The organism is Gammaproteobacteria bacterium (assembly GCA_034522055.1).
Lineage (GTDB): Bacteria > Pseudomonadota > Gammaproteobacteria > JAABTG01 > JAABTG01 > JAABTG01.
Map to the genome: position 1 here is coordinate 3,462,963 of JAXHLS010000002.1, position 24,224 is coordinate 3,487,186.

The 24,224-nt window shown below is 62.1% G+C and carries 19 protein-coding genes and 4 pseudogenes; 11 read left to right on the top strand and 12 right to left on the bottom strand.

The features are described 5' to 3' along the window. Positions 1-280 precede the first annotated feature (280 nt). Positions 281-415, bottom strand: a complete 135-nt coding sequence (locus U5S82_16705) for a hypothetical protein (protein MDZ7753243.1) — start codon at positions 413-415, stop codon at positions 281-283. Between the two features lie 1,182 nt (positions 416-1,597). Here U5S82_16705 and U5S82_16710 point away from each other — a divergent pair. From U5S82_16710 to U5S82_16735, 6 genes and pseudogenes are all read left to right on the top strand, one after another. Next, on the top strand, positions 1,598-2,827 hold the full coding sequence (locus U5S82_16710; GenBank protein MDZ7753244.1) for a hypothetical protein: 1,230 nt from the start codon (positions 1,598-1,600) through the stop codon (positions 2,825-2,827). Then, entirely contained in the window at positions 2,824-3,768 is a 945-nt protein-coding gene (locus tag U5S82_16715) for a hypothetical protein (GenBank protein MDZ7753245.1), read from the top strand. The genes U5S82_16710 and U5S82_16715 overlap by 4 nt, the downstream gene beginning before the upstream one ends. Then, positions 3,765-9,338 carry a DEAD/DEAH box helicase gene (locus U5S82_16720; protein ID MDZ7753246.1) on the top strand — a complete coding sequence of 1,858 codons (5,574 nt, stop codon included), beginning with the start codon at positions 3,765-3,767 and terminating at the stop codon, positions 9,336-9,338. Before U5S82_16715 ends, U5S82_16720 begins: the two co-directional genes overlap by 4 nt. Before the next feature lie 103 nt (positions 9,339-9,441). Further along, entirely contained in the window at positions 9,442-9,816 is a 375-nt protein-coding gene (locus U5S82_16725) for a hypothetical protein (GenBank protein MDZ7753247.1), read from the top strand. Positions 9,817-9,969: 153 nt separating this feature from the next. Further along, a pseudogene (locus U5S82_16730) lies at positions 9,970-10,744 on the top strand (IS5 family transposase). A gap of 187 nt (positions 10,745-10,931) precedes the next feature. Continuing rightward, positions 10,932-11,287, top strand: a pseudogene (locus U5S82_16735) (type III restriction endonuclease subunit R). Positions 11,288-11,319: 32 nt separating this feature from the next. On the opposite strand, the gene U5S82_16740 reads toward U5S82_16735, so the two are convergent. The 6 genes from U5S82_16740 to U5S82_16765 form a co-directional block, all read right to left on the bottom strand. Beyond that, positions 11,320-11,871 (bottom strand): RES family NAD+ phosphorylase, encoded by a 552-nt coding sequence (locus U5S82_16740; protein MDZ7753248.1) that lies wholly within the window; start codon positions 11,869-11,871, stop codon positions 11,320-11,322. Between the two features lie 17 nt (positions 11,872-11,888). Continuing rightward, positions 11,889-12,233, bottom strand: a complete 345-nt coding sequence (locus U5S82_16745) for an MbcA/ParS/Xre antitoxin family protein (GenBank protein MDZ7753249.1) — start codon at positions 12,231-12,233, stop codon at positions 11,889-11,891. A gap of 31 nt (positions 12,234-12,264) precedes the next feature. After that, complete coding sequence (locus U5S82_16750) at positions 12,265-13,455, bottom strand: hypothetical protein (GenBank protein MDZ7753250.1); 1,191 nt, start codon at positions 13,453-13,455, stop codon at positions 12,265-12,267. A gap of 270 nt (positions 13,456-13,725) precedes the next feature. Continuing rightward, a complete protein-coding gene (locus U5S82_16755) occupies positions 13,726-13,902 on the bottom strand; it encodes a hypothetical protein (GenBank protein ID MDZ7753251.1) in 177 nt (58 codons plus the stop codon). Between the two features lie 114 nt (positions 13,903-14,016). After that, complete coding sequence (locus U5S82_16760) at positions 14,017-14,205, bottom strand: hypothetical protein (GenBank protein ID MDZ7753252.1); 189 nt, start codon at positions 14,203-14,205, stop codon at positions 14,017-14,019. Positions 14,206-14,405: 200 nt separating this feature from the next. After that, the gene (locus tag U5S82_16765) at positions 14,406-15,731 is read right to left on the bottom strand and encodes a tyrosine-type recombinase/integrase (GenBank protein ID MDZ7753253.1); all 1,326 of its coding nucleotides are present in this window, start codon (positions 15,729-15,731) and stop codon (positions 14,406-14,408) included. A gap of 205 nt (positions 15,732-15,936) precedes the next feature. Here U5S82_16765 and U5S82_16770 point away from each other — a divergent pair. Further along, positions 15,937-16,515 (top strand): annotated as a pseudogene (locus U5S82_16770) (sulfite exporter TauE/SafE family protein). Positions 16,516-16,896: 381 nt separating this feature from the next. Here U5S82_16770 and U5S82_16775 read toward each other — a convergent pair. The 3 genes and pseudogenes from U5S82_16775 to ftsH form a co-directional block, all read right to left on the bottom strand. Continuing rightward, positions 16,897-17,370, bottom strand: a complete 474-nt coding sequence (locus U5S82_16775; protein ID MDZ7753254.1) for a hypothetical protein — start codon at positions 17,368-17,370, stop codon at positions 16,897-16,899. Between the two features lie 46 nt (positions 17,371-17,416). Then, complete coding sequence (locus U5S82_16780; GenBank protein MDZ7753255.1) at positions 17,417-17,719, bottom strand: DUF883 domain-containing protein; 303 nt, start codon at positions 17,717-17,719, stop codon at positions 17,417-17,419. A 212-nt stretch (positions 17,720-17,931) separates the two neighbouring features. Next, positions 17,932-19,766, bottom strand: a pseudogene (ftsH, locus tag U5S82_16785) (ATP-dependent zinc metalloprotease FtsH). 458 nt (positions 19,767-20,224) lie between these two features. On the opposite strand from ftsH, the gene U5S82_16790 reads away from it, so the two are divergent. From U5S82_16790 to U5S82_16805, 4 genes are all read left to right on the top strand, one after another. Next, a complete protein-coding gene (locus U5S82_16790; protein ID MDZ7753256.1) occupies positions 20,225-20,614 on the top strand; it encodes an encapsulin-associated ferritin-like protein in 390 nt (129 codons plus the stop codon). Between the two features lie 3 nt (positions 20,615-20,617). After that, a complete protein-coding gene (locus tag U5S82_16795) occupies positions 20,618-21,421 on the top strand; it encodes a family 1 encapsulin nanocompartment shell protein (protein MDZ7753257.1) in 804 nt (267 codons plus the stop codon). Between the two features lie 47 nt (positions 21,422-21,468). Next, positions 21,469-22,419 (top strand): PDZ domain-containing protein, encoded by a 951-nt coding sequence (locus tag U5S82_16800; protein MDZ7753258.1) that lies wholly within the window; start codon positions 21,469-21,471, stop codon positions 22,417-22,419. A 255-nt stretch (positions 22,420-22,674) separates the two neighbouring features. After that, positions 22,675-23,040, top strand: a complete 366-nt coding sequence (locus tag U5S82_16805; protein MDZ7753259.1) for a TusE/DsrC/DsvC family sulfur relay protein — start codon at positions 22,675-22,677, stop codon at positions 23,038-23,040. Positions 23,041-23,182: 142 nt separating this feature from the next. Here the strand turns inward: U5S82_16805 and U5S82_16810 are convergent, their stop codons facing one another. Both U5S82_16810 and U5S82_16815 read right to left on the bottom strand, forming a co-directional pair. Further along, complete coding sequence (locus U5S82_16810; protein MDZ7753260.1) at positions 23,183-23,371, bottom strand: hypothetical protein; 189 nt, start codon at positions 23,369-23,371, stop codon at positions 23,183-23,185. Between the two features lie 128 nt (positions 23,372-23,499). Then, the gene (locus tag U5S82_16815) at positions 23,500-24,120 is read right to left on the bottom strand and encodes a FlhC family transcriptional regulator (protein MDZ7753261.1); all 621 of its coding nucleotides are present in this window, start codon (positions 24,118-24,120) and stop codon (positions 23,500-23,502) included. Positions 24,121-24,224 lie beyond the last annotated feature (104 nt).

Consider the following 24,224-nt stretch of genomic DNA (forward strand, 5'->3'; position numbering starts at 1 on the left):
ACGCATGCGGGATCTTCTGCGTGCGATCCTCTCCGTTCTTCGTGCGTTGTTGGATTCCAAGCGCGAGCGACCGCCGGAATCGGACCGAGGGGGAGAGCAACGAGATGCCGCTGGGGACGGTGGTGCCGATTCCTCCGCCAGCGGCGAGACGGGACCGAAGCAGAACACACCTTCAGAGCAGTCAAGCAACGACGAAGAAGCGGAGAAGGCGGAGGAATCCGGCGCCGATCAGAGCCACAAGGGCGCCCCTCTACTCCAGCAAGGCGAGGAAAGCGATGCGTCATCTCTCGATGCTGGTGAAGTTGGCCGGCAGGATGACACCGGTGCGGGATCCGATGCCCCGCAGCCTTCGGATGCAGAACAACCACTCGATGGCGCTCCCCGCGGCGACAAGACTGGCCGTGAAGGGATCCATGCAAATCCCCAAACAGGCTCTCGCGTCCTGGACCCAAGAGGCAACGGCGAGGAAACCTCTGAGCGCCAAGAGCATCCCCCTGAGTTGGTGCCTCAGGAGGATCCAACGGGAGCAGGGGGGAGGCCACAGGCTGCCGCAGTTTCCGGCAATTCTGAGGCCGAAGGCCATCCGCCCTCCGGCAAGGTGGCATCGACGGGCACGCAGAGATTTGCCGGCGGTGCAATCGAGACGCACGGAGAGAGCCAGAAGCCGCGGCCTCACACGGAGGAACGGCTGAGCGCTGCGGGCAATGACGTGAGGCCGTGTCCAAGATGCGGCGTCACCTGCTTGTCTCACGAGGTCGAGGAGGTATTCGGTTACCGGACGATGAAGTGGACGGCCGCCGGAAGCGAGTCCGTGGCCGTTCACCGTCAGAGCTATTGCAGGGCGTGCCGTGCGGAGCACGCAGCTGAAATGCGGAACCGGAAGGAGCCAAGCGAAGGCCCTCAAGAATCGGATGCTTCATCGGCCGGCGCCGGTGCCGAGTTCGAGGACCTCGGCCCGAACAAAGAATCCGACTCCCATCTTCAGTCGCGAGATGGCGTCGCAAGTGAACGACAAAAGGAAGGACAGGCTGCGGATTTGAGCCGCTCTTCACCTGCCGTACCACATGGTGAGGCCGCTGGCCGAGTTGATGCGGGGCATCCGGGAGCTGCAGCTGCCCCAGACCTCGGCGACGGGACCGGTGCAGTGGGGCAGGAGGTGGGCGCGGACAGCGATGAATTTTCCCTCTCGCCCCGTGCCGCCCCCCCGGATTCCCCCGACCGGAGCGACCAAAAGGTTTCCGGAGCGCGGCAGGCTTCTAACAACGCTTCGAGCGAGAACCGACACGATGGCGGCGAGACAGGAGAAACGGAGGAAGAATCTGCTGGTGCTGTGAACTTCGCAGGAGCCGGTGACGCCCAGGAGAGCTCTATGAGCGTAGGGGCACATGAAGAGAACTCCCCGAGTGTGCCGCCCGTTCGCACCCCGGGTAGGCGGAAACGTTCCCCCCGGTACCGCGCGCCTGGAGGAGGACGGCCGCCCGCCCGGCCATCGCCTTTGCGCCGTTCGGAACCGAATGCCGGTCGAGACACTACGCTTCGGAGTCGTGCGGCCACGATCGAGGTACGCGTGCTTTTTCAACGCGGCGGATACTGCTCGGTGACCCTGCTTCCGAAGCGACCGCCTGACTTGCCTGAGGAGCTGCTCGTTGAAGGCGGCGCCGGGAATGTAGCGCTGCTCGCCCTTGAGGACGACTGGTATCAAGACATTGCCCTGGACAACCTCGGCGACGTTCTTCGCGAGGGCCTGGTGCTAGCGGATCCGGGCACCGCCCAGGAATGGGTGTTGTCAGGCCGTGAAATATTTGTCCTTGCCTCTGGCGCCACCCATCGAGGCTTCGTGTCGTGCGCTCGACTCGGGCTGGGGCGCGACCATGTCGTGCTCTGTGCTACGCGCCGATTGCCGGAGGTCGAGGAGGCATTACGCGAAGCAGGATGCGCCAGCTGGACACGACTCGCAGAAGACGATGGCGTGCCCAGAGGTTGGACAGTAATTCGTGGCGTCGCCCCGGCCAAGGCTGTTTCACTACGGGGCGATGAGGACATCCTCAACATTTTGCGGCCGCTGCCAGATGTCGAGATCGCGCTCGAAGGCGGGATTCGTCTTGCATACAACTCGTGGTTGCACGGTTACCCGCCGTCGATCCGCGTCTACGGCGACCCCGAACATACGGAAGTAGTTTTGATCGACGGCCAGGAAGCCGTCCGATCTGAGAACCAGGGCTATACCTCGGCCGGGTGGGCCAAGCTGGGCGAGCACCAGGTGTGGTGCAGCAACACATCAGCGTCGTACTCGATCGTTGCGAGCGACACCGACTGGAGGTTCTGGCCCGCCTATTCGTTCGCTCCTGGTGGCAATCCAGCGGGGGAGTTTTCGTTCTGCGGTCCGCTCGTGCGTCCTGTGAATCGCGCGAGGAATCCCGACAGCGAGGCGGGAGACGTCCAGCCAATTCAGGCTCCACCGAGCAATCCGGTTCTTATTGGAGCCAGACCTGGCGAGGTGTTCATCGCAGATCGTCGGCGCGATGTAAGAGGCGCTCGCTGCCTTTGTCTTCCGCCATTCGCCCCGGTCTGGGCGCTTCCGGCGCAACCTCTCCATTGCGACAAGCAGGTCAGTCGGGTCCTCTTGATAGGGAACGCCACGGGCGTGCGGGAGCTAAGCGGACACCGCCGCAGCATGCGGCGAGGAGGCGACATCGAGCGCTGGTTCCGTCTGATCCTTGATGCAAGTAGGAAGGGGCTCGCGGTCCAGCCGCGGGACGCGAGCACGGATCAGCTTTGGCAGAGTTACAAGACGGCTGCACGCAATCTCAGAAGGAGGTTGCGATGAGCCTCAATCACCTCTTGCTCTGGCTTTCTGCGAAAGGAGAAGGCTCCTGGGCGCAGTTCCGGACTGCCGTCGAAGTCCTCCACGTGGATGCGGAGGACGGATCACAGGAGGACGACGACGAAGGCGAGCGCCAAGCGGTAGTGACTTCAGATCTGCCTGTCTACCAGCGCGCGCGCTTTGCTCTACAGCGTCTCGCTCACGTCGAGTTCTTCGCCAGCGAGGCAGATCAAGGCTGGCGAGTCGTACCGCCAGCGATTTCAGTGCGCCCGAGTTGCCACAGCGAAGGAGTCCTTTCTGGGGCCCGCACGCCAAAGCTCCTTCGGGCACTCGGAAGCACGCAGGGCATTGATGTGATCACTGAGACCGGGCCGGGCGTCCCGGATCGGATTCTTGTGCGCAGCGATTCCAGCCACGTGATGCTCTCGGCCGCCCGGCAACTCGGGCTCCTCGTCCAGCCAGACGCACCGGCGGCCATACTTTCGGCGCTACCGACGGTTCAAGATCGAACGTCGTGGTTCCCAGCATCCATCCCCGAAACGCCGGGGTGGAGAGTGCACCGATTCTCGCCCTCGAGCCTCGGCTGGAACGAGACGACCGGAACAGAAGCGATGGCGGCCAGCACCGGCTTGTTTCGGTTCGTGATGAAGCACCAGCGCTTCTACTACCTGCGCTGGAGAGGACGGACCTACAGCGTACCCGTCCAGGTGGGAAAGTACGCCGTCATGCGGCGCCGGCGCGGAGTCTTGGCCTATGACGGCGAGGTGCAGTGCGTCTCCATGCCAGCCGCCTGCAGGCCTCCCCTTCTTATCGAACGAGCCCTTGTGCTCTGCTCTGGTTTCCTGCCTCGTTTCGATCCATCGTCGGGGCGCCTTGTATACGCCGCCGTTCCTCCAGACATCGCGCGTCTCTCCGCGCAGCTACTCCACCAGGAGATGCGATGAGCAACCCAATCCGATTCTTTGAGAACCTGCGGGATATGTACCTGAGGTACCTCGATAGCCCCTTTGAGATCCGATACGGCGACCTGACGGCGGAGCGCAGTCAGCTCCTCGACCAGGACGGCAGGATCTACCGCCACCCCTTGCTCGAGCCCGTGCCGGCCTACCGGTCGTCAAACCAGTCCTTCGGGCAAGCCGCGCAGTCCTTGCTTGGCGGGCGCTGGCAGGAGAACGAGGTCACCGGCGCGGCGGACTTCATCTCGCAGGGCCTTTTTTCGTCCAATCTCGCGCTGCACCAGCATCAGCGCGACGTTTTCGAAGAGGTCGTTGTCAACGGCAACGACACGGTCGTTACGACCGGGACGGGTTCCGGGAAGACCGAGTGCTTCTTGCTCCCTGTCGTCGCGTCAATCGTTCGCGAGTCTGCGTCCTGGACCGCTCCAGGCCAGCCACCGGCACAGTGGGATTGGTGGAACCACTTTACGATGCAAGGAACTCGGCGTCGCTGGGCGCCGCGCGTGTCACAGCGAGAGCACGAGACTCGGCCTGCCGCCATCCGCGCACTCATCCTGTATCCGCTAAACGCGCTGGTCGAGGATCAGCTCGCCCGGCTACGTGAAGCGCTCGACGGCACCGGAGCCCGAGCATGGCTGCAGGCGAACCGGGGCGGTAATCGACTCTACTTTGGCCGCTACACGGGCCGAACGCCAGTTTCGGGCGAGCGAACATCGTCCAATACCGGCCGCCTTCGTGACGAGCTTCGGAGCATCCACCAAGACGCCCAAGCTGTGGCGGGCAGTCCCGCCGAGCGCTTCTTCCAGAGCATGGACGGCGCGGAGATGTGGTCACGGTGGGACATGCAGGACAGTCCGCCCGATATCCTCATCACAAACTACTCGATGCTGAACATCATGCTCATGCGAGCGATCGAGTCGACGATCTTTGATCAGACGCGCGCGTGGCTCGAAGAATCGTCCGATCGCGTTTTCCACCTCGTTGTGGACGAGCTCCACACATACCGGGGAACGCCGGGGACTGAGGTTGCGTATCTTCTTCGCGCTCTACTCGATCGCTTGGGCCTCGCGCCAAACTCGGATCAACTCAGGATTATCTCGTCGAGCGCTTCTCTCGAGAGTGGAACAACTGGCCTGCAGTACTTGGAGCAGTTCTTCGGCCGCGACCGCAACCGATTCCGCGTCATCGGGGGCTCGTCTTACATCGTTCCACCCAATGCTGCGGCGCCAGAGAGCCTCTCGCTCCACGCTGCTGCTCTTGAAACCTTCGGGCAGGCGATTGCCGGATCCGGTTCTGGAGGACTACCGCAGGCTAGCACCGCTCTTCTGGGAGCCATTGGAGCATCCACTCCTCCACCTGGCGCATCCGTGGAAGAGAATCTCAATGCCGCGCTCGAGCACATTCAGGCTGCCGATGCTTTGCGCTTGGGCTCCACGATCAACCAACAGATCGTGCCCATGTCACCGCAGGATCTCGCCCCAGTTCTGTTTCCTGGCGCTCCACCGCAGCAGGCATTCAACGCTGTCGATGGCTTACTCACGGCTCTCTCCCACGCTAGAAACCCTTCAGGCCTTGCGCCTCTGCCCATGCGCGTCCACTTAATGCTCCGAAACCTGCAGGGGCTATGGGTATGTACTTCGCCGGCATGCAGTCAGGTGCCTGCTCGAGCAGCCCAATGTCCCACGGGATCGCTGCACTACGTGCCGACGCTTACTTGCCAGTGCGGATCGCGCGTCCTGGAACTCCTGTACTGCGAACCTTGCGGGGAGGTCTACTTCGGGGGCTACCGGCGCGAGACCGATAATCCGAACGAATGGTACCTGAGCCCTGATCGGCCCAACCTTGAGGCCGCACCGGATCTGTCGTCGTTTGACCGTGACTACGAACAGTATGCCGTCTTCTGGCCTGCGGCTCCGGGGCAGACACCTTCATCCGCGCAGTGGACCCAAGATGGAATCGGCCGGCGCTGGCGCCAGGCAAGCTTTGATCCCGCAGATGGGCGGGTTGGCCTCGGGCTGCAGCCGGGCCAAGTGCATGGCTATCTGTACTTTGTGCCGTCGGTGCATGGAGCAAACCCACCGGACGCTCCTGCAGGTCGCGAGGCTTTCCCGTCGATTTGCCCGAGGTGTGACGCCGATTGGCGCCGCCGAGACGTCATCAAGTCGCCAATCCGAACACAGCGAACCGGTTTTCAGAAGATCGCGCAGGTTCTCTCTGACACCTTGCTTCGCGACCTCGCCGAACCTCCCTTGTCGAGCAATCGAAAGCTCGTGGTGTTCTCCGACAGCCGGCAGGATGCGGCGAAGCTGTCTGCGGGCATGCGCTTCTCCCACTACAGGGATGCGCTCCGCCAAGTCTTGGTTACCTCGCTCCGCCAACAGGGGACGGGGCCACAGGCATTCGCTTCGCAATGCCAGGGCCAGCAACTTTCTCCACAAGATCAGGCCGCGGCAGTGGCGTTCTCGAAAGCTCATTCTACGGATGCGACGACCCTCGCGATGGGGTTGAATCAGTACACTGCTTCTCTCCCGTGTGCTGCCTATCACGGAATGTCGAATCAGCAGGCAGCGCAGCAGATCATTCAGCGCGCGACCTCGGGCCCGTTTCGATTCACACAGGTCGCAACCGAGGTCGCAGAGTGCATGCTCGCCCAGGGCATGAACCCGGCCGGCTACACGCAAGAGGTACTGTGGACGAACCCGCAGGATCGCGAGGGAAGCTGGCGAGATCTGCATGCATGGCCAAATGACGCTCGACCGTCAGCGAAGCCGCAAGGGCAGCTCACGCAACCCCAACAGGCGCACTTGCAGAGGCTCCAGGACCGCTCTCTCGTAGAGCTGATGGACATCGTCTTCGCGTCCGGGCGGCGCAGCCTAGAGTCGCTGCTGTTGGCCATTCCGACTGTCGATCGGCTCATGTTCCAAGCCCCGAGCACGCTCGTTCAGGAGGGCGCCGATGGGGCGATTTTCCTGTTCGGAACGAGGAAGCGCCTCTCCACCCATTCTTGCTCGTCGTTGAACACACCACCCGGCTACGTGTCAGCATACTTGGCTGCGATCGCCCAACAAGCTGGACTTAATCCGGACACGTACAGGAACGACGTTCTCGACTTCCTTGCGGCTGCTGGCGTCTTAAACACGGCCCACCACTACCTGAACGCAACAGCGCTATGCCTGGAGGGGCCATCTCAGACCTGCTTTGAGTGCACGCAGTGCCGGCGCACCCACATGAACCCTTCGGGCGGCATCTGCTCGGATTGCTCCGCGCCGCTGGGGACGGGCCAACCTACGGCGACCGCTCAGCTATCGCCGGACTACTACTCGTACCTCGCAACGCAAGCCGGAAGCATCTTTCGGCTCAACTGCGAGGAGCTTACCGGGCAAACGAACAAGTCGGATGCTCGAAAACGGCAACGTCTGTTCCAAGACGTCTGTTTGCCAGCACCGCAAGAGAACCCGCTCGCCGATCCGGTCGATCTCTTGAGCGTGACCACCACAATGGAGGCCGGCGTCGACATCGGAACTCTTGTTGCGGTGATGATGGCCAACATGCCTCCGATGCGGTTCAACTACCAGCAGCGAGTTGGCCGGGCCGGCCGTCGCGGTTCGGGTATGTCGGTTGCCTTGACGCTGTGCCGCGGCAGAAGTCACGACGACTACTACTTCCAGCGGCCGCAACGAATCACGTCGGACGCACCGCCACAGCCGTACGTGGACATGCGGCGCGACAGCATCATCAAGCGCGTGCTGGCAAAAGAGCTCCTTCGCAAGGCATTTGCCGCGCTGAATCTCTTTACCGCTGGGGGAGGCGAGAGCGTCCACGGTGAATTTGGCCGCGCCGCAAATTGGAATCAACCCGCAACTCAGCCGCCCGCAGGAGCTCCCCCGAATATTACAACCGCCCAACTGGTGGATGGCTGGCTGCAGCAGAATCCAACCGAGGTGGCCCGCGTCACCGATGTCTTGCTCTCGTACAGCGATCCCTCACTGCAGGCGAAGCGACAAGATCTGATCAACTACTGCATCCAACAGATGGTTGCAGAAGTGACCGCCGCGTCTACCGACCCGAGGTATCCGCAGGACACCCTGAGTGAGCGTTTGGCGAACGCCGGTATCCTGCCGATGTTCGGGTTTCCAACACGCACCCGATACCTCTTCCACGATAGGCCCACACGGGCTTATCCGTGGCCCCCCGACGACGTTGTTGATCGCGAGCTTGATATCGCGATCAGTCAATTTGCCCCTGGGGCCGAGACGGTAAAGGACGGGCTTATTCACACGGCCGTAGGCGTCGTTGACTACCGCCCGCAGGGTAACAGCCCAGTGGAAGCTGCCGGCCCCCTCGGACCACCCATTGCGGTCGGCGTGTGCTCTGCCTGCCAGGCGGTGGACGGAAACCAACCACCAGCGCCGAGTTGCCCGGTGTGCGGTGCCACTGCCCAGCAAGAACCCGGCTATAGGATCACCAACATCTCCCAGCCCGCAGGATTTCGAACCTGGTACGGGCGCAGCCGTGATTTCGATGGAACATTCGAGTGGACGCCGCGCGCGTCGCGGCCAAAGATGGGCGCTTCTCTCCTCCATGGGACTCATCGAGCAAACTTTGAGGTCTGGGCAGACCGGGAGACCGTCTATGTCATCAACGACAACGATGGTTGTCTCTTTGACTTCGAGAAACTGGCGCAGGGAGAAACATGGGTTACCAGAGACTCGCTCGCCAACAACGGTGTGGACAACCCGCCAATTGATTCTGGGGCCGGTGCCGATTCACGTGCGTTGGGCTCGATCAAATCTACCGACGTGATGGTCCTAGGGATCGCTAACTGGCCTACCGGCATTCGTAAATCGCCCGCAGGTAACGAAGGGCTGGGGGTTCGGGCCGCGCTGTACTCATTTGGCTTTCTTGCTCGGCGCGCCGCTGCGGACCGCCTCGATGTACATGAGCAAGAGATCAAAGTCGGGCTCAGAGTCCTCCGAGACGCGGTTGGCGACATCATCGGGCAGATTTTTCTGTCAGACAGTTTGGAGAACGGAGCCGGGTACGCGTCGCTGCTGGGCGACCCGGCTGAGACAGAAGCACTCCTACAATACATCGTTGGTCAGTCCAGTCCGACGTTTTATCAGTTTCTGGTGGGATCGCAGCACGCAGGCACCGGACCGACGGGGTGTACTACATCGTGCCCGGATTGCCTTCGCGACTTCAGCAATCTGCCCTATCACAGTATCCTCGACTGGCGGCTAGGTCTTGATCTCGCGCGGCTCGCACTTGATCCGGCGGCCCCAATCGACTTTTCGGTCGGCTACTGGCAGGGAGTCGATGTGGCCGCGGCCGGGCCGTACTTCGCCGCACTTCCTCCCGGATGGCAGCAGGTGACATTCGGTGGATTGCAGGCGGGCCGGCGGGGAAGCCAAGCCGAGATCATCACGCATCCTCTTTGGGACTGCGACCCGAATCGTTATGGGCCCAAGCTCGCCAACGCCTATGCGCAGGCGGGGGCAGCAGGATGCCAGCAGGTGAGCTTCAAGTCCGTCTTCGAAATACTGAGGCGGCCATTCTGATCAAGTATATTCCGGTATACTCTGCTTTCTTCGTCACTTAACTGGTAAGAGTGAAAACGCAGCATTAAAACGTATTACGTATTTCTTAGGAGGTCGTTGGCTAATGACGTATCGAATGTGTGAGATATTGGCTATTAGCATTTTTTTAGCGCCGATTGGAACCAGAGCAGATGTGTATGGCGAAAATGCAAAAATAATAAAATCAGAACTAAAAGCCTCGTTCGGCACTACGCCTTTTGTCACCTCTTGGTATAGCGCCATTGAAGAAATCAAGGTTACTGGAACCAATGCTGAAGTGATCACCAATACCGAAAGGGATTCAACACCTCGGCAGACAAAGCGTGCAATCTGTATGGCGGCAAGATCTGAAACGATTTTCAACCGAAAGCTGAAAGGTCAAGGTATAAAGGAAGTTTATATTAAGGATAAGAGTGGCACGACAATGGCTATCGGTAACCTGGCTGGATGCGCGCCTTGAGAATGGTTGGTTTTAGAAAGGCTCTAGACTCAGACGATTTTCTTACTCGTTGTGCTTACGATAAGTTCGGCAGGTAGTGGTGTAGGAAACTTCTAAAAATACCGCGCCAAATGTGAGATCATAGGCGGCATCTTGGAACGTTAGGATCTGCCCATGCAGCCCGGCTTTTTCGATCTGGATAACCGTTATCAGGAACTGGAGAAACTCGGGGACCCATTGCCGACAATCGAGCGGGTAGTCGACTGGGAAAGTTTCCGCCCGATGCTGGAAAAGATTCACCAGAAGAAGCGCAAGAGCAATGCCGGGCGCAAGCCCTACGATGTCGTGCTGATGTTCAAGGTCCTGGTGCTGCAGCACCTGTACAACCTGGCCGACGAACAGACCGAATATCAGATCCGGGATCGCTATTCCTTCTGCCGGTTCCTCGGCCTGACGCCGGAAGGTCGGGTTCCGGATGCCCGCACCATCTGGCTGTTCCGGGAACGGCTCAAAGAGCTGGAACTGGTGGAAACGCTCTTCGCACAGCTGTCCAAGCAGATAGAGGGATCGGGATACATCGCGCGACGGGGCCAAATCGTGGACGCGAGCATGGTGGCGGCGCCGCGTCAGCGCAATCGCCGGGAAGAGAATGCCCTGGTCAAGGAAGGCAAGACGCCGGAAGCGTGGCAGGGCCAGCCCGCCAAGCTGCGGCAGAAGGTTGTCGAGGCCCGCTGGACGAAGAAGCACGGGAAGACCTACTACGGCTACAAGAACCACGTGGGCATCGACAATATCAAGGCCAACCATTGGCGAGCCAAGGTTCGTGTACGGGTTGAGCATATCTTTGCTACCCAAACTGCGATGGGCGGGATGCTGGTACGCACTATTGGATTGGCCCGAGCGGGTGAAGATTGGCATGATGAATATCGTCTATAACATTCGGCGACTGGCCTACCTGGAGACGCGGCGTGCATTGAGCAAGCCCATAGAGGACATCACAATCTCGGTTCGGCATGGCACGAACGGGAATATCCCGGTATTGCCCTTTCCGTAATCGCGACATGATATTCGTCCAAGGTGGCGAATGTCCGTCCTTTAGCCGCGAGATGCAAAAGTAGGGATTAATAGAGGTTCCCATCTGTGAAAAGGAGGATCGGATTGCGGCTTGGGCAAAGAACGATCACCTCGGGTTTCAGGTCCGATATCTCTACCGCGGTTCGTCACGTAACTTTGTCCCCGATTATTTGATCCGTCTCAACAACGGCAAGACTCTCGTGCTCGAGGTGAAGAGCCAGGACAGCGAGCAGAATCGTGCCAAGCGTGCAGCAATGGAAACCTGGGTGCAGGCGGTCAATGAGCAGGGTGGATTTGGACTGTGGTGTTTTGCCGTTGTGTTCGATCCGGCGAAGACGCGTGACACGATTGCGGCGCAGTGGGCAGCACTGATACACGAATGACGACGCATTGGCGGCTTCGTTTTTCGGACGTTTGATGTCGCTGGCGCAAGTTTCCTTCGCACAGCTTTCATGAGGTGCCTAGGACATTTTCTCTGGCCCAAGACTGCCAATCAAATTCGTCGGATCCGACAAGTTCCAGTAAGGCGCGTCTTCCCGGTAGCAGCTGATTGTCGGTGAAGACGATTAGGTTCTCGCATGGCCATCGGGCCGAAGGCACAATTAGACCGTCGCATTCGAGAAAGGCGACCGCAGTACCGATGGCCTGGCAACGGCTGTAGTCCATCGAAGCGAAGTCCTCGATCGCGACACCCACTTCGGCGAGGTCTGTGCGCATCAACCGTAAAGCGGCGTCTGTGCCTACCCGCAATTGATGAATTACGGCTGGTTTCGTGGGAGCAGGGGTCAGCAAACTCCAATGATGGACTAACTCGGCGATGGCGCCATCGCGCTCAAGACTCGTGTAGAGAACCGGCGTTTCATCGCGAAACGCCCAGCGTCCGGCATTGCGTGACGGCGCGAGCGGGTCGTGGTTCAAGCGAGTGGCTCGGTAAGCCTCTCCTTCGAAGGTAATCTGTTCGAACTGACTCAGCTTATCCAGCAGTTTGTCGTCGTGAATCACGTCTCGACATGCCGTGGCTAGAGATACACGCCATCGCGCAGTTGGTCGATGGTCTCTATAACTTGCTGCGTATCACCCGCCTGGATGAGGTCAGCCGGCCGGGCGCCGCCGAGCAACTTCTGCGGCGAATACAACCACAGTCGGGCATCCGCGGGTTCATAGAAATCTGAGAGTTCGTCGACGATGTACTCCAACTCCAATAAGGTCCGCTCCGCGCCCGGCCGGGGGAATGCCTTGCCTTGATTCCAGCGAGAAACCGTTTCGGGCCGCAGGCCCAGCAGATTGGCGACATCGACAGACTGCATCGCGCCTTTCGTCCTGATGGCGTCTAGTTTTCGTGAAATCGCATTGTTCGCGGTCATGGTGTTGGTTGTCTTGAAGTGATCAAAAAAGTTAGCCCGTCATCGCCAGTGTTTTCGGGTGCTTGGCGAAACTCACTGGCGGGTGCTTCGCAGCCTGGTTGCCCAGCGTGATGCGCATCGCATCCAGACGCTTGCGATGCTTTGCCGCCTTGGCGCGCATACTGTCGTCCGACCAAGACACAGCGGTCGCGGCGACGGCAGCGTCGGTTGCGGGACGCAGGTGTTTGTCGAGAAAACGTTGTGGGCGCAATGACTCGGGTATCTGGCTGAGCCCTGATACTTCTTTGATCCGTTGCACCATGAAATGCCTTGCCGGGTTACCGAGCATGTCGTCGATACCGCGGGCACAGCAATGCTTGTCCCGACAACCAAACATAGCCTTGTTGCGTGGCGAAGAACGCACGAGCTCCTCGGCGAGCGTTGGCTTCAACATCAGATCCAAGGCCGGGACATAGACTTTCCGCGAGGGGGTGAACGGGGCGCCGTTGCTCGTGCGGCGATAACGTCCGTGATCGAACCGTTCACCCATAGTGATCCCATGGGACAGTCCGCCAACCGCGCCGAAGGCGAGCAGAGAGAGGCCGAATAAACCACCGATCTGGTCCGCAACCACTGGCAAGCCCAACGCATGAAAATCCGCGGCGGCGGCGATGTAGGTCTTGACTGCGGCTGGCGTGCCGGCGCTGGCACTGATTCCGCCCACACGCAACCAGATGGCATCGACGTTCACCGGTCGCAGTGCATCGATAATTGCGTGGCGCTGCGAACGGTCACGAAGAACACTGTATGGCAGGATCAAGGGGTAGATGATCGAGACCTGACCATTGGTTTTGCGGTCGAGGTGTGCTTTCAGCAACTGTGCGGATTGGGTGTCAATGTCGAGCCAGCCATCTTCGGTCGACTCGATGAGGTGGGTTGGCGCCAGCACTTGGGTGTAACCGCCTTCCACCGCGAAATCACCCAACGCGCCGATCAAGTGTTGTCCGGCGTGTCCGCGAAAGTCATCGGCACGATGCTGCCCACCCGTTCCCCACGGCAACTTATTCTGCGCGTCGGTAAAACCGCCCGGCGTTGCCATCTCCATTGTCTTGGGGTCGAGAATGACGTGAATTCGATGCTCCACCGCTTGCGTCCGTAGCTCCTTGTGACGATCAGCATGGGTGGCATCGACGACGATCCCGGTACACGAGCCGTCTCCCGCCGCAATCAGCTCAGAAAGCACTCGGTGATCATTGCGACCGGCACGAAAGTACAGGCCGAGTGGAGACGGAGCGGGGCGGACAGCGCGTGGAAACTTGGCAACATTCGACATGATACGGCCTTTGAATTGACGCAGGAGTTGACATTAACATAGCGTTTTACATTGCGCAAGTAACGGACATTGAGCCGGATTTGGAAGACGCAGGGTGATCGAATGGTAGGTCGGGGGTCGGCGAAACGGGGTTAAGCCATTGAAAAAGCGTTTAAAAAGAGTTTTGATCGAAAAATGGCATCAAGTTCGAATGAGTGCCGCGATCGCGACGTCCGCCTCGTCTTCCGGTGTGACATTCTTTTGGCCGAGCTTTCTCGGCTTGGGCAGTTTCCCGTCCCGGCGCAGGCGCCAGAGGGTCATACTGGAGCATCCGCCGAGTTTCTCGCGCAGCTGTCGGTCGGTGAGTAGTCGGTGCATGGTATGTCTCCCGTCAGAACTTGATATGGACGGGTACGATGCTAGGTCCGTGGCTGTAGGGTGTCGGCAGAAAACCCCGTCAACCGGGTGCGCGGTTTTCCGCAGGGCGGGTAATCAGGGGGCTCGGCGAGCCTCGGCGACCTGCTTGAGCAGGTGGCGGCCCCAACGCTCGAGCGCGCGTCGCCGCTCCTTGCGGTACTCGGCCCGGTTGTAGACACCGGCGCCCCCCCGTTTGGCGGCGCCGGTGACATGGTTGACGATGGCTTCGACGACGTGGGGCCAGATCCCGAGGTCGTCGTTCATGCCGGTGACGACGATGCGATGCAGGTCATGCAGCCGCCGATCGGCGACGCCACTGTGAGTATTTCAGCTGTCGACGAAGCATCGACAGCATGGCCGACGGCAGCGGTAAGATGTGTGGCTGTTTGTTCTTCGTTCGGTTCCGCGAGAGTTCCCAGGTCCGGTGATCGAAATCGATCTCCGATCACTGCATTCCGGCCACTTCATTGCACCACTGCCCGGTCAACATCAGGGTTCGGTTCACCCTGGCCCCGGTCTATTGCTTCTCGATCTTCATCGCCTGAAGTCCACTTCACCTCGGGCTCGGCCCGACCGGTAATCTTCTCAATGTGTACGCCCCATCGACGAAGGGCCTCGGTGCCCTCCGTCTGATAGGAATGGACATTGTAGACGCGGGCAATGCCGCTCACGACGCCGCTGCGGTGGTTCAGCACAGCTTCGATTACGGCGGGTAGGACACCAAGTCGGGCCATGCCAGACGCCGCGGTCCTTCTTAAATCGTGATATCGCCATGGCGCGACGACGGGCCATCTGTCGGGGTCTTCCTGGTGGAGCCGCTCGATCTCGGCATCCAGGTGCCGCTTCGACTTCGAAAATCCTGAGACGGGCTTCTTCCCACCGGTCCCGCTGAACACGTATGGGTCGTCAAAGCGGGGTAGTCTCTTCAGGATCTCCCGCGCCGTCTTCGGGAGGGTCACGCGGTGGGGTGTGCCGCGCTTGGTGTCCGGGATGGTCCAGACGTCGCCTTCGATATCGTTCCATCGCATATGGGCCAACTCGGTCTCCCGCTGCGCCGTCAGTAGGAGGAGGCGCACGAACGGCCCAAAGGGATAACCTAGCGCTCCGGTAGCCTGCCAGAAAACCCGGAGCTCCTCGTTGGTCAGCACCCGGTCCCGCGGTTTCACCTTGGCGGGGATCTTGAGGCCGGCCAAGGGGGAAGTCGCAAGGATGCCCCGGGCGACGCACCAGTTGAACAGGGCGGCCAAGAGGCGGTGTGTCTGCACGGCCTGCGCGGGGTGTCCGTCTTTTAGGTAGCCCTCAGTGATGTCCAGGATGTTGCGGCGGGACACCTGGGTGATGGGCTTGTGCCCGATCTTCTTCTTCACCCGCTTCAGCTCACGCTCGTAGGCATCGGCTGTCTTCTGCTTCAGCTTCACCTTGGCGTGGAGTGCAACGTAATCGTCCGCGACGGCGTTGAAGCTCTCTCGGGCCGTGTCGGGTAGCACCTCGGTGGGCTGCTGCCGTGGGTCCTCGCCCCTGGTGGCAAGCTCGATGGCAGCTCGTGCGGCCTTCCGGGCTTCTGGTGCGGCGCTACCGGTGGCCGGGTCCGCCTTCGACGTGCGGGCCTTCCCGAGCTTCTGCCATACCGTCTTGCTGCCAAGATCGTAGACGGCATACCACGTCTTGGTCCGGGTGCCCACTCGCAAGCAGAGGCCCGTTACCAAGTCGTCGAAGATGTCAACTTTGGGTTTGCCGGGGGGTGGCTTCGCGTTGGTGATCACCTGGTCGTTGATGCGCTTCCTGGACATACTAATTTTCTCTCAGTGGGTCTTGGTCGGAAAAATTATCTACCAATTGTCTACCAGACTACCCCTGTTCCGGGGTGTTTGGAAGCGTTAGGGAAGGAGACTCTTGAGAGGCGTAACATATTGAGAAACAGTAAGTTAATTGCAGATCTTTGTTAAGGGGTGTTCTGTAGTGAGATGCGTAAAACAGTAATTCGTCAATACCGCATCCACCATGACCGCCTCGGTGGTCAACATCCGAAAGGGCCTGGTGGATTTCCGCTTCGCGTTGCCACTGGTGGTCTCGGTACTGGTGGCGACGCCGATTGGCGCCTGGCTCAGCCAATATGTCGCCGAGGCGCTGGTGCAATGGGTATTGGCGGCCTTTCTGGTCGTCAGTGCGAGCCTCATGCTGTTTTCCAGGCGCGAAGCGAAGGTGGCGTACGACCGCTCGTGGGTGATGCTTCTGCTGGGTAGTGTGGTCGGCCTGGTGTCCGGGTTGATCGGCGTGGGTGGCGGCACCCCGATCCTCGCGGTCCTGTTGCTGATCGGCTTCGACCCCAAAAAGGCCGCCTATGCCGTCAGCTTCGTCATTCCCTTTTCCACGTTGGGCGGATTTCTCACCTACTTGAGCTTTGTTGAGATGAACTGGCCGCTGCTCGCGGTTGTGACCGTGGCCGCCATCGCCGGTGGTTTTATGGGGCAACGGATCATGCACTTCCGCCTGAGCACCCGCCAGGTAAAAAAACTCATTGCCGTGCTGCTCCTCCTGCTTGCCGGGAAGATGCTCTGGACACTCTTGCTGTGAATCCGCTGGTGTAGGACCGCCCACCTTTGAACGCAGTGTGCCGGCATCGACGATCACCCGGTTGGTCCAGCGCGCAGACCGTGATTTCGATGCCTCACGACGACGACGTGTGCGACATGGCGATCAGTGAGTCGAAGCGTCCTGCCGGCGCGACGTTACCCCAATTGCCCGGTGCCGCGCGCGGAAACGAGATTCGTTCTCCGCGGGCTCGGAGAAGATCTGTCGCGACGTTAGGTTGCGATCTCCCACAGGGGCGAGCCGAGACACAAGCCCAGGGGGCTTTCGCAGCTCGTACAGGATGGCGTGGGCCAGTCCTGCAAGCGTAGCAGGACTACGCAGTGCCGCAGGTATCCACAGCAATGTCGCGGTGGAGCGTTCCGGTCAGCGGCGTACACCGCCATTGCGGAAGAGTCGGGCGCGCAGGGCGGGGCTGGCCCCCAGTAAAGTGCCCGCGACCAGGGCCGCCACCATTACGTCCGAGACCCGGACGCCCCGGCGGCCGAGACGCTGGCCCAGGCCCTCGCCCAGGCGCGCCGCCACGTCCACCGGCCGCTCATCCGCGTCCGCGGGCGCGCCGGCGGCGGGGGGCGCCAACTGAGATGCGGCACCGTCATGACGGCCGCGCAACATCAGCCACGCCCCCAGGGCACCGAGGAGCGCCACCCCCAACAGGCTCCCGCCAACGATGAGGGCCGCGCTCCACGGGGCCATGACCTGGGCCAGGGCGAGATACGCCGCCAAAGCCAGAAAACCGGCACCGCCCGCCGCAAGCAGGGCGAGCGCCAAGCTCAGGGCGGCAGTCGCCAGAGCCCGGCGCCAGAGGGCCTGGATCCTGTCCCCCTCGGTAGCCAGCACGGCGCCGGATAGCTCCTGAATCCAGGATCCGGCCGGCCGCTGCCCTTCAATGGCCGCGACGGTCCAGCAGCATTCCGACCACGAAGCCGGTGCCGAAGGCCACGAGCATGCTCGTCAAAGGGCGCTCTTCCACCTCCCGGCCGACGACACCGTAGGCCTCGTTGGTGCGCCGGCGGACATCCGCGCCGGCCTGACGGGCCCGCGCCTGGACACGGTCGTAGGCCTCACGCCCCTCTTCCGTTCCCGTCTGCTTGATGGTGTCGATGAGCGTGGCCATGTCCTCGCGCAAGGTGGCGACGTCGGATTTCAGCTGTTCGACTTCCTGATTGACTTCGTTGGTGGTGGCCATAGTTCGTCCTGCGTTTGAAAAATAGAGCTGGCGAGACCGCCGAGCCGCAGCCATCCCTGGCGTGTCTGTTGTCCGTTCGTGGCTGTGCTCAGCCAGTCAAAACTATTTTAGATCCCGCTATGGATGCGCTTCATTGAATAATCGCAAGGATTTGCGTCGAATCCATGTTGCGGTCGGAGACTTTGGTCCGCGGCGGCCATACGCCAGCCTGTTCAATTCTCTTGCAGCAACTCGCGCACCCGCGTCGCGCTCACCGTCTCCTCCTCCAGCAGGGCCTCGGCCAGGCGTTTCAGGTCGTCGCGGTGCTCCTCCATGAGGTCGCGGGCCTTGCCTTCCACCTCCTCCAGGATGCGGCGCACCTCATCGTCCACCAGCTTGGCGGTGGCTTCGCTGAACTCGCGTCCCTCCCCCAACTCCTGGCCGAGAAAGACATGTTCGTCGCCCTGTTTCAGGGCCACCGGGCCCACGGCATCGCTCATGCCCCAGCGGCACACCATGCGCCGTGCCAGTTGGGTGGCCTGATCGAGGTCCGACTCGGCCCCGGAGGTGACGTCGTCGAATATCACCTGTTCCGCCACGCGTCCCCCCAGCATCACGCCCACGCGGTCCAGCAGGTATTCCCGTTTCAGGTTGTGACGTTCCTCCTCGGGCACCTGCTCGGTGGCGCCGAGGGCGCGTCCCCGGGGGATGATGGTGATCTTGTCCAGGGGATCGGCCTCGGGTAGCAACCAGGCCATGAGGGCATGGCCCGACTCGTGGTAGGCCACCACCCGGCGTTCCTCGTCGTCGAGGCCGCGCTCGCGCTCCGCCCCCAGCACCAGCTTGTCCCGGGCGCGGGTGAACATGTCCATGGTCACCTCGCCGGTCTCCTCGCGACCAGCCAACAGGGCGGCTTCGTTCACCAGGTTCTCCAGATCGGCACCGGAGAATCCCACGGTCCGTTGGGCCACCTTGGCCAGGTCCACCTCCTCCGCCAGCGGGACGTCCCGGGCATGGACCCGCAGGATGGCCTCGCGGGCCTCACGATGGGGCAGCTCGAGATAGACCTTGCGGTCGAAACGCCCCGGCCGCAGCAGGGCCTGATCCAGGACGTCCGGACGGTTGGTGGCGGCCAGCACCACCACGTTCTCGCGGCCGCTGAAGCCGTCCATCTCCGACAGGATCTGATTCAGGGTCTGCTCCCGCTCGTCATGGCCACCCCCCAGCCCGGTGCCGCGGGAACGACCCACCGCGTCGATCTCGTCGATGAAGATGACGCAGGGCGCATCCTTCCTCGCCGCCTCGAACATGTCCCGTACCCGCGCGGCCCCGATACCCACGAACATCTCCACGAATTCCGAGCCGCTGATGCTGTAGAAGGGCACGTCGGCCTCGCCGGCCACCGCCCGCGCTAGCAGGGTCTTGCCAGTGCCGGGCGGCCCCACCAGCAGCACGCCCTTGGGGATCTTGGCGCCCACGGCCTCGAAGCGTTCGGGGTGGGCGAGGTTGTCGATGATCTCCTGAAGATCCCGCTTGGCATTCTCCAACCCGGCCACGTCTTCGAGTCCCGTGCGGAGGTTGGACTCGCGATAGCGCTTGGCCTTGGATTTGGTGAAGCTGAAGGGCCCACCGCCGCCCGCACCGCCCATCATCTTCTTCTGCATGCGGTAACTGAGGTAGAAGAACAGCCCCAGCACCAATATCCAGGGCAGCACGCTCACCAGGGCACGGGCCCACCATGACCCACCCGTGGATTCGGCCTCGACGGTGACGCCCTGCTCCTCGAGCAGGCCGAGCAGCGCCGGGTCCTCCACGCCGGGGCGGGTGGTGACGAACCGTCGCACCATCGCCGATTCCCCTTCCGGCGGCTCGGCCACCGGCTCCTGCTGTTCCGCCGCATAGGCCGTTCCCGGCTTCAGGCGGCCGCGGATGACGTTGCCCTGGAAGGTCACCCGGTCCACCCGCCCCTGGCGCACGTTCTCCTTGAACTCCGAATAGGACAGTTCACGCTTCCCTCCCGTTCCTCCACCTGATGGAAGAACAGGCTTAGGATGAACAGGAACATCAGGGCGGTAAGGGCGTAGTGCCACGGCGTCGTGCCCGGCGACGGTGGAGGCGGTCCGGCGGGTTCCCGCCCCGGGGCGTCGCCTTTGGAGGGCGCCCCATCGGGGCCCTCGCCTTCATACCTGCGCTGCTGCTGGTGATGGCCTGGATCGCGGCCGTGGCTGGATAATGCAGTCATGGAAATCCTCATATCGATAGCCTGAACCGGCATCCCATGGTTCCCGGCACCAAGTAGGGTCTCCCAGCCTCCCTTGCAGGAAAGATGCCGGCCCCACCACCGGGCCCAGGGGCCGGCACGTGGTCCATAACCCCCGGCCACCGGGGCATTTGCACCGATATTCCATATCAGTCGGCCGGGGCGGGATGAGCCCGGGCCGGCGTGCCGGGCCCCGGCGCCCTGGTATGCCCCTTGCTTTGCACTTTGTAGATTCCGACACCATGAGCGAAGGATGGACGACGACCATGACCGAAGCATCCGCCACCCTGCATGAACCCGCAGAAATGCTGTCCGGGGACACCATCGATCTCCACCGCGCCCTCGTCTCCCTGCAGGAGGAACTGGAGGCCGTGGACTGGTACCGCCAGCGGGCCGACGCCTGTGGGGATGAGGAGTTGAGAGACATCCTCCGCCACAACATGCGCGAAGAGATGGAACACGCCGCCATGCTGCTGGAGTGGCTGCGACGTAATGAGCCGGACTTTGCCGGTCAGATGGCCGAGTATCTCAATACCACGGGCCCCATCACCGCGGCCGAGGCGGAAGGAGGCACTGCGGCAGCGGAGTCTCCCGGGCCGGAGGCGGCGGAAGAACCGGACGTCGAGGCGTTCACCATCGGCAATCTGAAGGAGTAATCCATGACCGCATACCTGAACAGGCAGACCAGCGGCTTTTCCGACGACCTGTGGTCACGCATCGACGCCACGGCGGTGGCGGCCGCCCGGGATATCCTCACCGCCCGCCGCATCCTCGACGTGGACGGCCCCTACGGCCCCGGCCTCACCAGTATCGAGGTGGGCGACGAGAACGTGACCCAGCCGGGGGATGACAGCAAGGCTGCCACGGTGGCGGGCCGGGCCATCGCCGTACCCATGTTGCGCCAACCCTTCGACCTCAGCATCCGCCGGGTGGAAGGCCATCTCGGCAAGGAGTTGCCCCTCGATCTGCGGCCCGTGGAGGACGCCGCCGAAGCCGTGGCACGGCGCGAGGAGGAACTCATCTATTACGGCCTGGAAGAAACCGGTCTCGAGGGACTGATGACGGCCGAGGGGCGCAACCACATGGAGTGCAGTGACTGGGACCAGGTGGAAAACGCGGTGAACGATGTCCTCCAGGCCGTGACGCGGCTCGACCACAGCGGCTTCCGCGGGCCCTATGCCCTGGCCCTTTCGCCCGTTCGCTACAACGCCCTGTTCCGCCGCTATGAAGGCTCCGACATGCTGCAGGTGGACCACCTGCGGCGGCTGTGCGAGGGGGGTGTCTTCAAGGCCCCCATCGACGGCGCCGTGTTGGTGGACCCCCGGGTCGGCGACATCAAGGTCGGGCAGGATCTGCGGGTGGGCTACGGCACCAACGACGGCATTCACTTCAAACTGTTCGCCAGCGAGAGCCTGGTGCTCATGCTGGATTCCCCCACTGCCGTATGCACCCTGGAGGAGTGAGAGGGCATCCCCCATCACTGATTCACGATATCGATAAGGAGATAGCCATGAGCCGATACGAACCAACCACCGTCGAGACAACCACGCTCGAGCGATCCCTGCCATGGGCGGCGGCCATGGCCTTTCTGGTGCTCATGATCGCGACATCCATGGCCCTGGCCGCGCCGGGGGCATCCAACCCGGAGCGGCCCCGGCTCGGAGTGGTGGTCCAGCAGGTACCCTTCGAGCACCTGCAGGCCCTGGGGCTTTCCCATGGCGTGGCCGTGCACCGGGTGGTACCCGGCAGTGTGGCCGATGAAGCCGGGGTCGAGGGCGGAGACATCCTGATACGGCTGGAAGACGAGCCGATCTATTCGCCCGCGCGGCTGCAGTGGCTGATGGGTCAACTGCCCGTCGACGAGACCCTGGAACTGCGCATCCATCGTGACGGTGCAGCCAAGACCCTGGAGGTCACCCTGGCCGCGCCCGCCGAGCGGCAGGCGCGGCGCCCGTCCCGGCAAGCCGGCATCGCCCACCTCGGCATCGCCATGACGCCCCTCACCCCCGGACTGCGCCAAGGCTATGGCGTGCCCCGCGACAGCGGCGTGCTGGTATCCGACGTGGAAAAGAACGGACCGGCCCACGAGGCCGGGGTGAAGGCCGGCGATGTACTGATGAAGATCGACAGGCGCACCATCCACACTCCTGTCGATGTGTTGCGAGCCGTGTATTTCTTCGACCCCGGCGACGAGGTGACCATCACCCTGCTGCGGGATGGCGAGGCCAAGACCGTGGAGACCACCCTGGGTCGCGCCGAGCCCCGCCATCGGCCCCGCCAGTACAGCCACCATCCCTACACCATGCCGCCCGGCTACGGTCAGCCCGTGCATCCCATGCCCATGATGCCGTATCCCTATGGCCCGCGGTGGGACGAAGGCGCCGCGGCCGGTGGTGACAGTGAGTCAAAAGGGGGCGCGTCCTCCGAGGATGGCAACGGCGCCGCAGACGAGGGCATATAATCGACATCCCCCGTCGGGCGGGGCCGGCGGATAGGGACGATGGTTTATTCCTCCCGCCTGCTACGGCAGGCGGAGCACTCATATCCGGCTCGAGCAATCAGGACGGTTATCCCGTCCCGGGTATGGGGTATGGACAACGAATGAACCCCTCCGCGCCCGGGATGGCTTGATCCGCAAGGGTGGTTGCCGCAATCTAGAATCGAGTTCGGAACGTCGGTTCGGCGGACCGCCCAACAACGACAACAGGGGAGTGCCATGGCAGACATCAAGAGTATGGTAAGGAACGGCGGCACCGCGGACCCCCAGCAGGCCGACCGCGAACAGGAGTTGGCGGGCTGGGACGAGGAGACGGGTCGCCGCGTGGCCGCGGAAGTGGGTGTGGAGATGACTGCGGAGCATTGGTCCGTGGTGCACGGCCTGCGGGAGCACTATCTCGAGCATGGCCAGCCGGAGAGTGGGAGGGATCTCGCGGACGCCCTGGCAGAGGCCTTCGCCGAACAGGGGGGAAGGCGTTATCTGTATAAACTGTTTCCCGGTGGTCCGGTGACTCAGGGCCTGAAGATCGCCGGCCTGCCCCTGCCCGCCTACACCGAGGACGAGGGCTTCGGCACCGCCCTGTAACCATCCCGTGGACAGCTTCCTATGAAGTGAAGGCCTGGGGCCGGGCTGGGAAGGCGGTCCGACACGCAGGTGACGCGGCCGGCCGTGCTCTACGCGGGGGAGGGCCGTTATAGCGGTGTCCGGCAGATTGGGGCGTCGCTTTCTATTTGTACGCGACGGGTTGTCCGGCTGTCGGACAACCCATCTCCACGCGGATCTTGGCCACCTCCGCCGTGATGGCGGATACCAGTTTGGCAACGTGGTCAATTGGGCAACATCCCAGCCAGTCGCGTAGGTCCTCGCTCAGGAGTTCCCCGAACTCGGAGTGGATATCGAAGGTGGCGTCAGCCATTATTGCCACAGTATCAGCCGGCGCGAGGCCTCGGTGATAGGCCCGCCCGCCAGGCGCATAGGCCCACCCGCCTTCTCCATCGAAGATCTAAACAGGTACCAACCGCCGCCGTCATCGCAGCCAAGCTTTCATGGATCCCGCGCCGCCCCACAGTGCTGGCAGGTCGTGCGGCGGCGGCCTCGGCGCAGCCCCTCTGCCCGTCCGCCGCAGTGTCGGCAGCGAAAGCGATGATGCAGTCGACAGCCGGGGCAGCTCGCATCGGGTTCCTCGACGGGCGTAATGAACTCGGTCGAACAGTGATGGCATTGCCGCTCATGCCAGAGTTGCATCTCCAGGAGACGGGGGACGAAGGCGACCTGGGAGATCTCGAGGAGCTCCTCCTGGATGATCTGCCGGTAGATCTCGTAGAGGTCGATCAGGATGCGGGCAGGGCGACTGTGGGTTTTGCGCAGGTGTTTGTGAATACGCCAGACGATAGCGGCGTGGAGCATGCGCCGCTCGCTTTTCAGAAACCAGGAGTCGGTGAACGGGAACTGCCCGGGCGGCGACGGTCGACCGTGTAGCTGCCGGTACAGTCGATTCGCGGTCTTCTTGTCCAGCTTCGTCAACTGACAGACCAACCCCGTCCGGGCCCCCAATTCCATGAGCCGGGTCGCATCGAGCATCGCCACCGTCTTCTTCCAGGCCGGATCGGCGGCGAGTCGGGCGGTGATGATCCGTTCCGGATCGTGGGCAGCGATGGGATCCATTCCTGTGCCCATGATGGTCGGTCGTTTTTCTCGACTAGCGCTGGACCCACTACAATCCTAGACCGCTGCCCCTGGCCGACGCGCTGCACCTCGATGCCGAGTAC

What these genes read in the sequence shown, in the direction of transcription:
- U5S82_16725 (MDZ7753247.1), top strand. Translation starts at nt 9,442, where the DNA reads ATGACGTATCGAATGTGTGAGATATTGGCTATTAGCATTTTTTTAGCG.
- U5S82_16705 (MDZ7753243.1), bottom strand. Translation starts at nt 415, where the DNA reads ATGGATCCCTTCACGGCCAGTCTTGTCGCCGCGGGGAGCGCCATCGAG.
- U5S82_16715 (MDZ7753245.1), top strand. Translation starts at nt 2,824, where the DNA reads ATGAGCCTCAATCACCTCTTGCTCTGGCTTTCTGCGAAAGGAGAAGGC.
- U5S82_16805 (MDZ7753259.1), top strand. Translation starts at nt 22,675, where the DNA reads ATGGCAGACATCAAGAGTATGGTAAGGAACGGCGGCACCGCGGACCCC.
- U5S82_16815 (MDZ7753261.1), bottom strand. Translation starts at nt 24,120, where the DNA reads ATGGATCCCATCGCTGCCCACGATCCGGAACGGATCATCACCGCCCGA.
- U5S82_16800 (MDZ7753258.1), top strand. Translation starts at nt 21,469, where the DNA reads ATGAGCCGATACGAACCAACCACCGTCGAGACAACCACGCTCGAGCGA.
- U5S82_16765 (MDZ7753253.1), bottom strand. Translation starts at nt 15,731, where the DNA reads ATGTCCAGGAAGCGCATCAACGACCAGGTGATCACCAACGCGAAGCCA.
- U5S82_16720 (MDZ7753246.1), top strand. Translation starts at nt 3,765, where the DNA reads ATGAGCAACCCAATCCGATTCTTTGAGAACCTGCGGGATATGTACCTG.
- U5S82_16780 (MDZ7753255.1), bottom strand. Translation starts at nt 17,719, where the DNA reads ATGGCCACCACCAACGAAGTCAATCAGGAAGTCGAACAGCTGAAATCC.
- U5S82_16810 (MDZ7753260.1), bottom strand. Translation starts at nt 23,371, where the DNA reads ATGGCTGACGCCACCTTCGATATCCACTCCGAGTTCGGGGAACTCCTG.
- U5S82_16755 (MDZ7753251.1), bottom strand. Translation starts at nt 13,902, where the DNA reads ATGCACCGACTACTCACCGACCGACAGCTGCGCGAGAAACTCGGCGGA.
- U5S82_16790 (MDZ7753256.1), top strand. Translation starts at nt 20,225, where the DNA reads ATGACCGAAGCATCCGCCACCCTGCATGAACCCGCAGAAATGCTGTCC.
- U5S82_16745 (MDZ7753249.1), bottom strand. Translation starts at nt 12,233, where the DNA reads ATGACCGCGAACAATGCGATTTCACGAAAACTAGACGCCATCAGGACG.
- U5S82_16795 (MDZ7753257.1), top strand. Translation starts at nt 20,618, where the DNA reads ATGACCGCATACCTGAACAGGCAGACCAGCGGCTTTTCCGACGACCTG.
- U5S82_16760 (MDZ7753252.1), bottom strand. Translation starts at nt 14,205, where the DNA reads ATGAACGACGACCTCGGGATCTGGCCCCACGTCGTCGAAGCCATCGTC.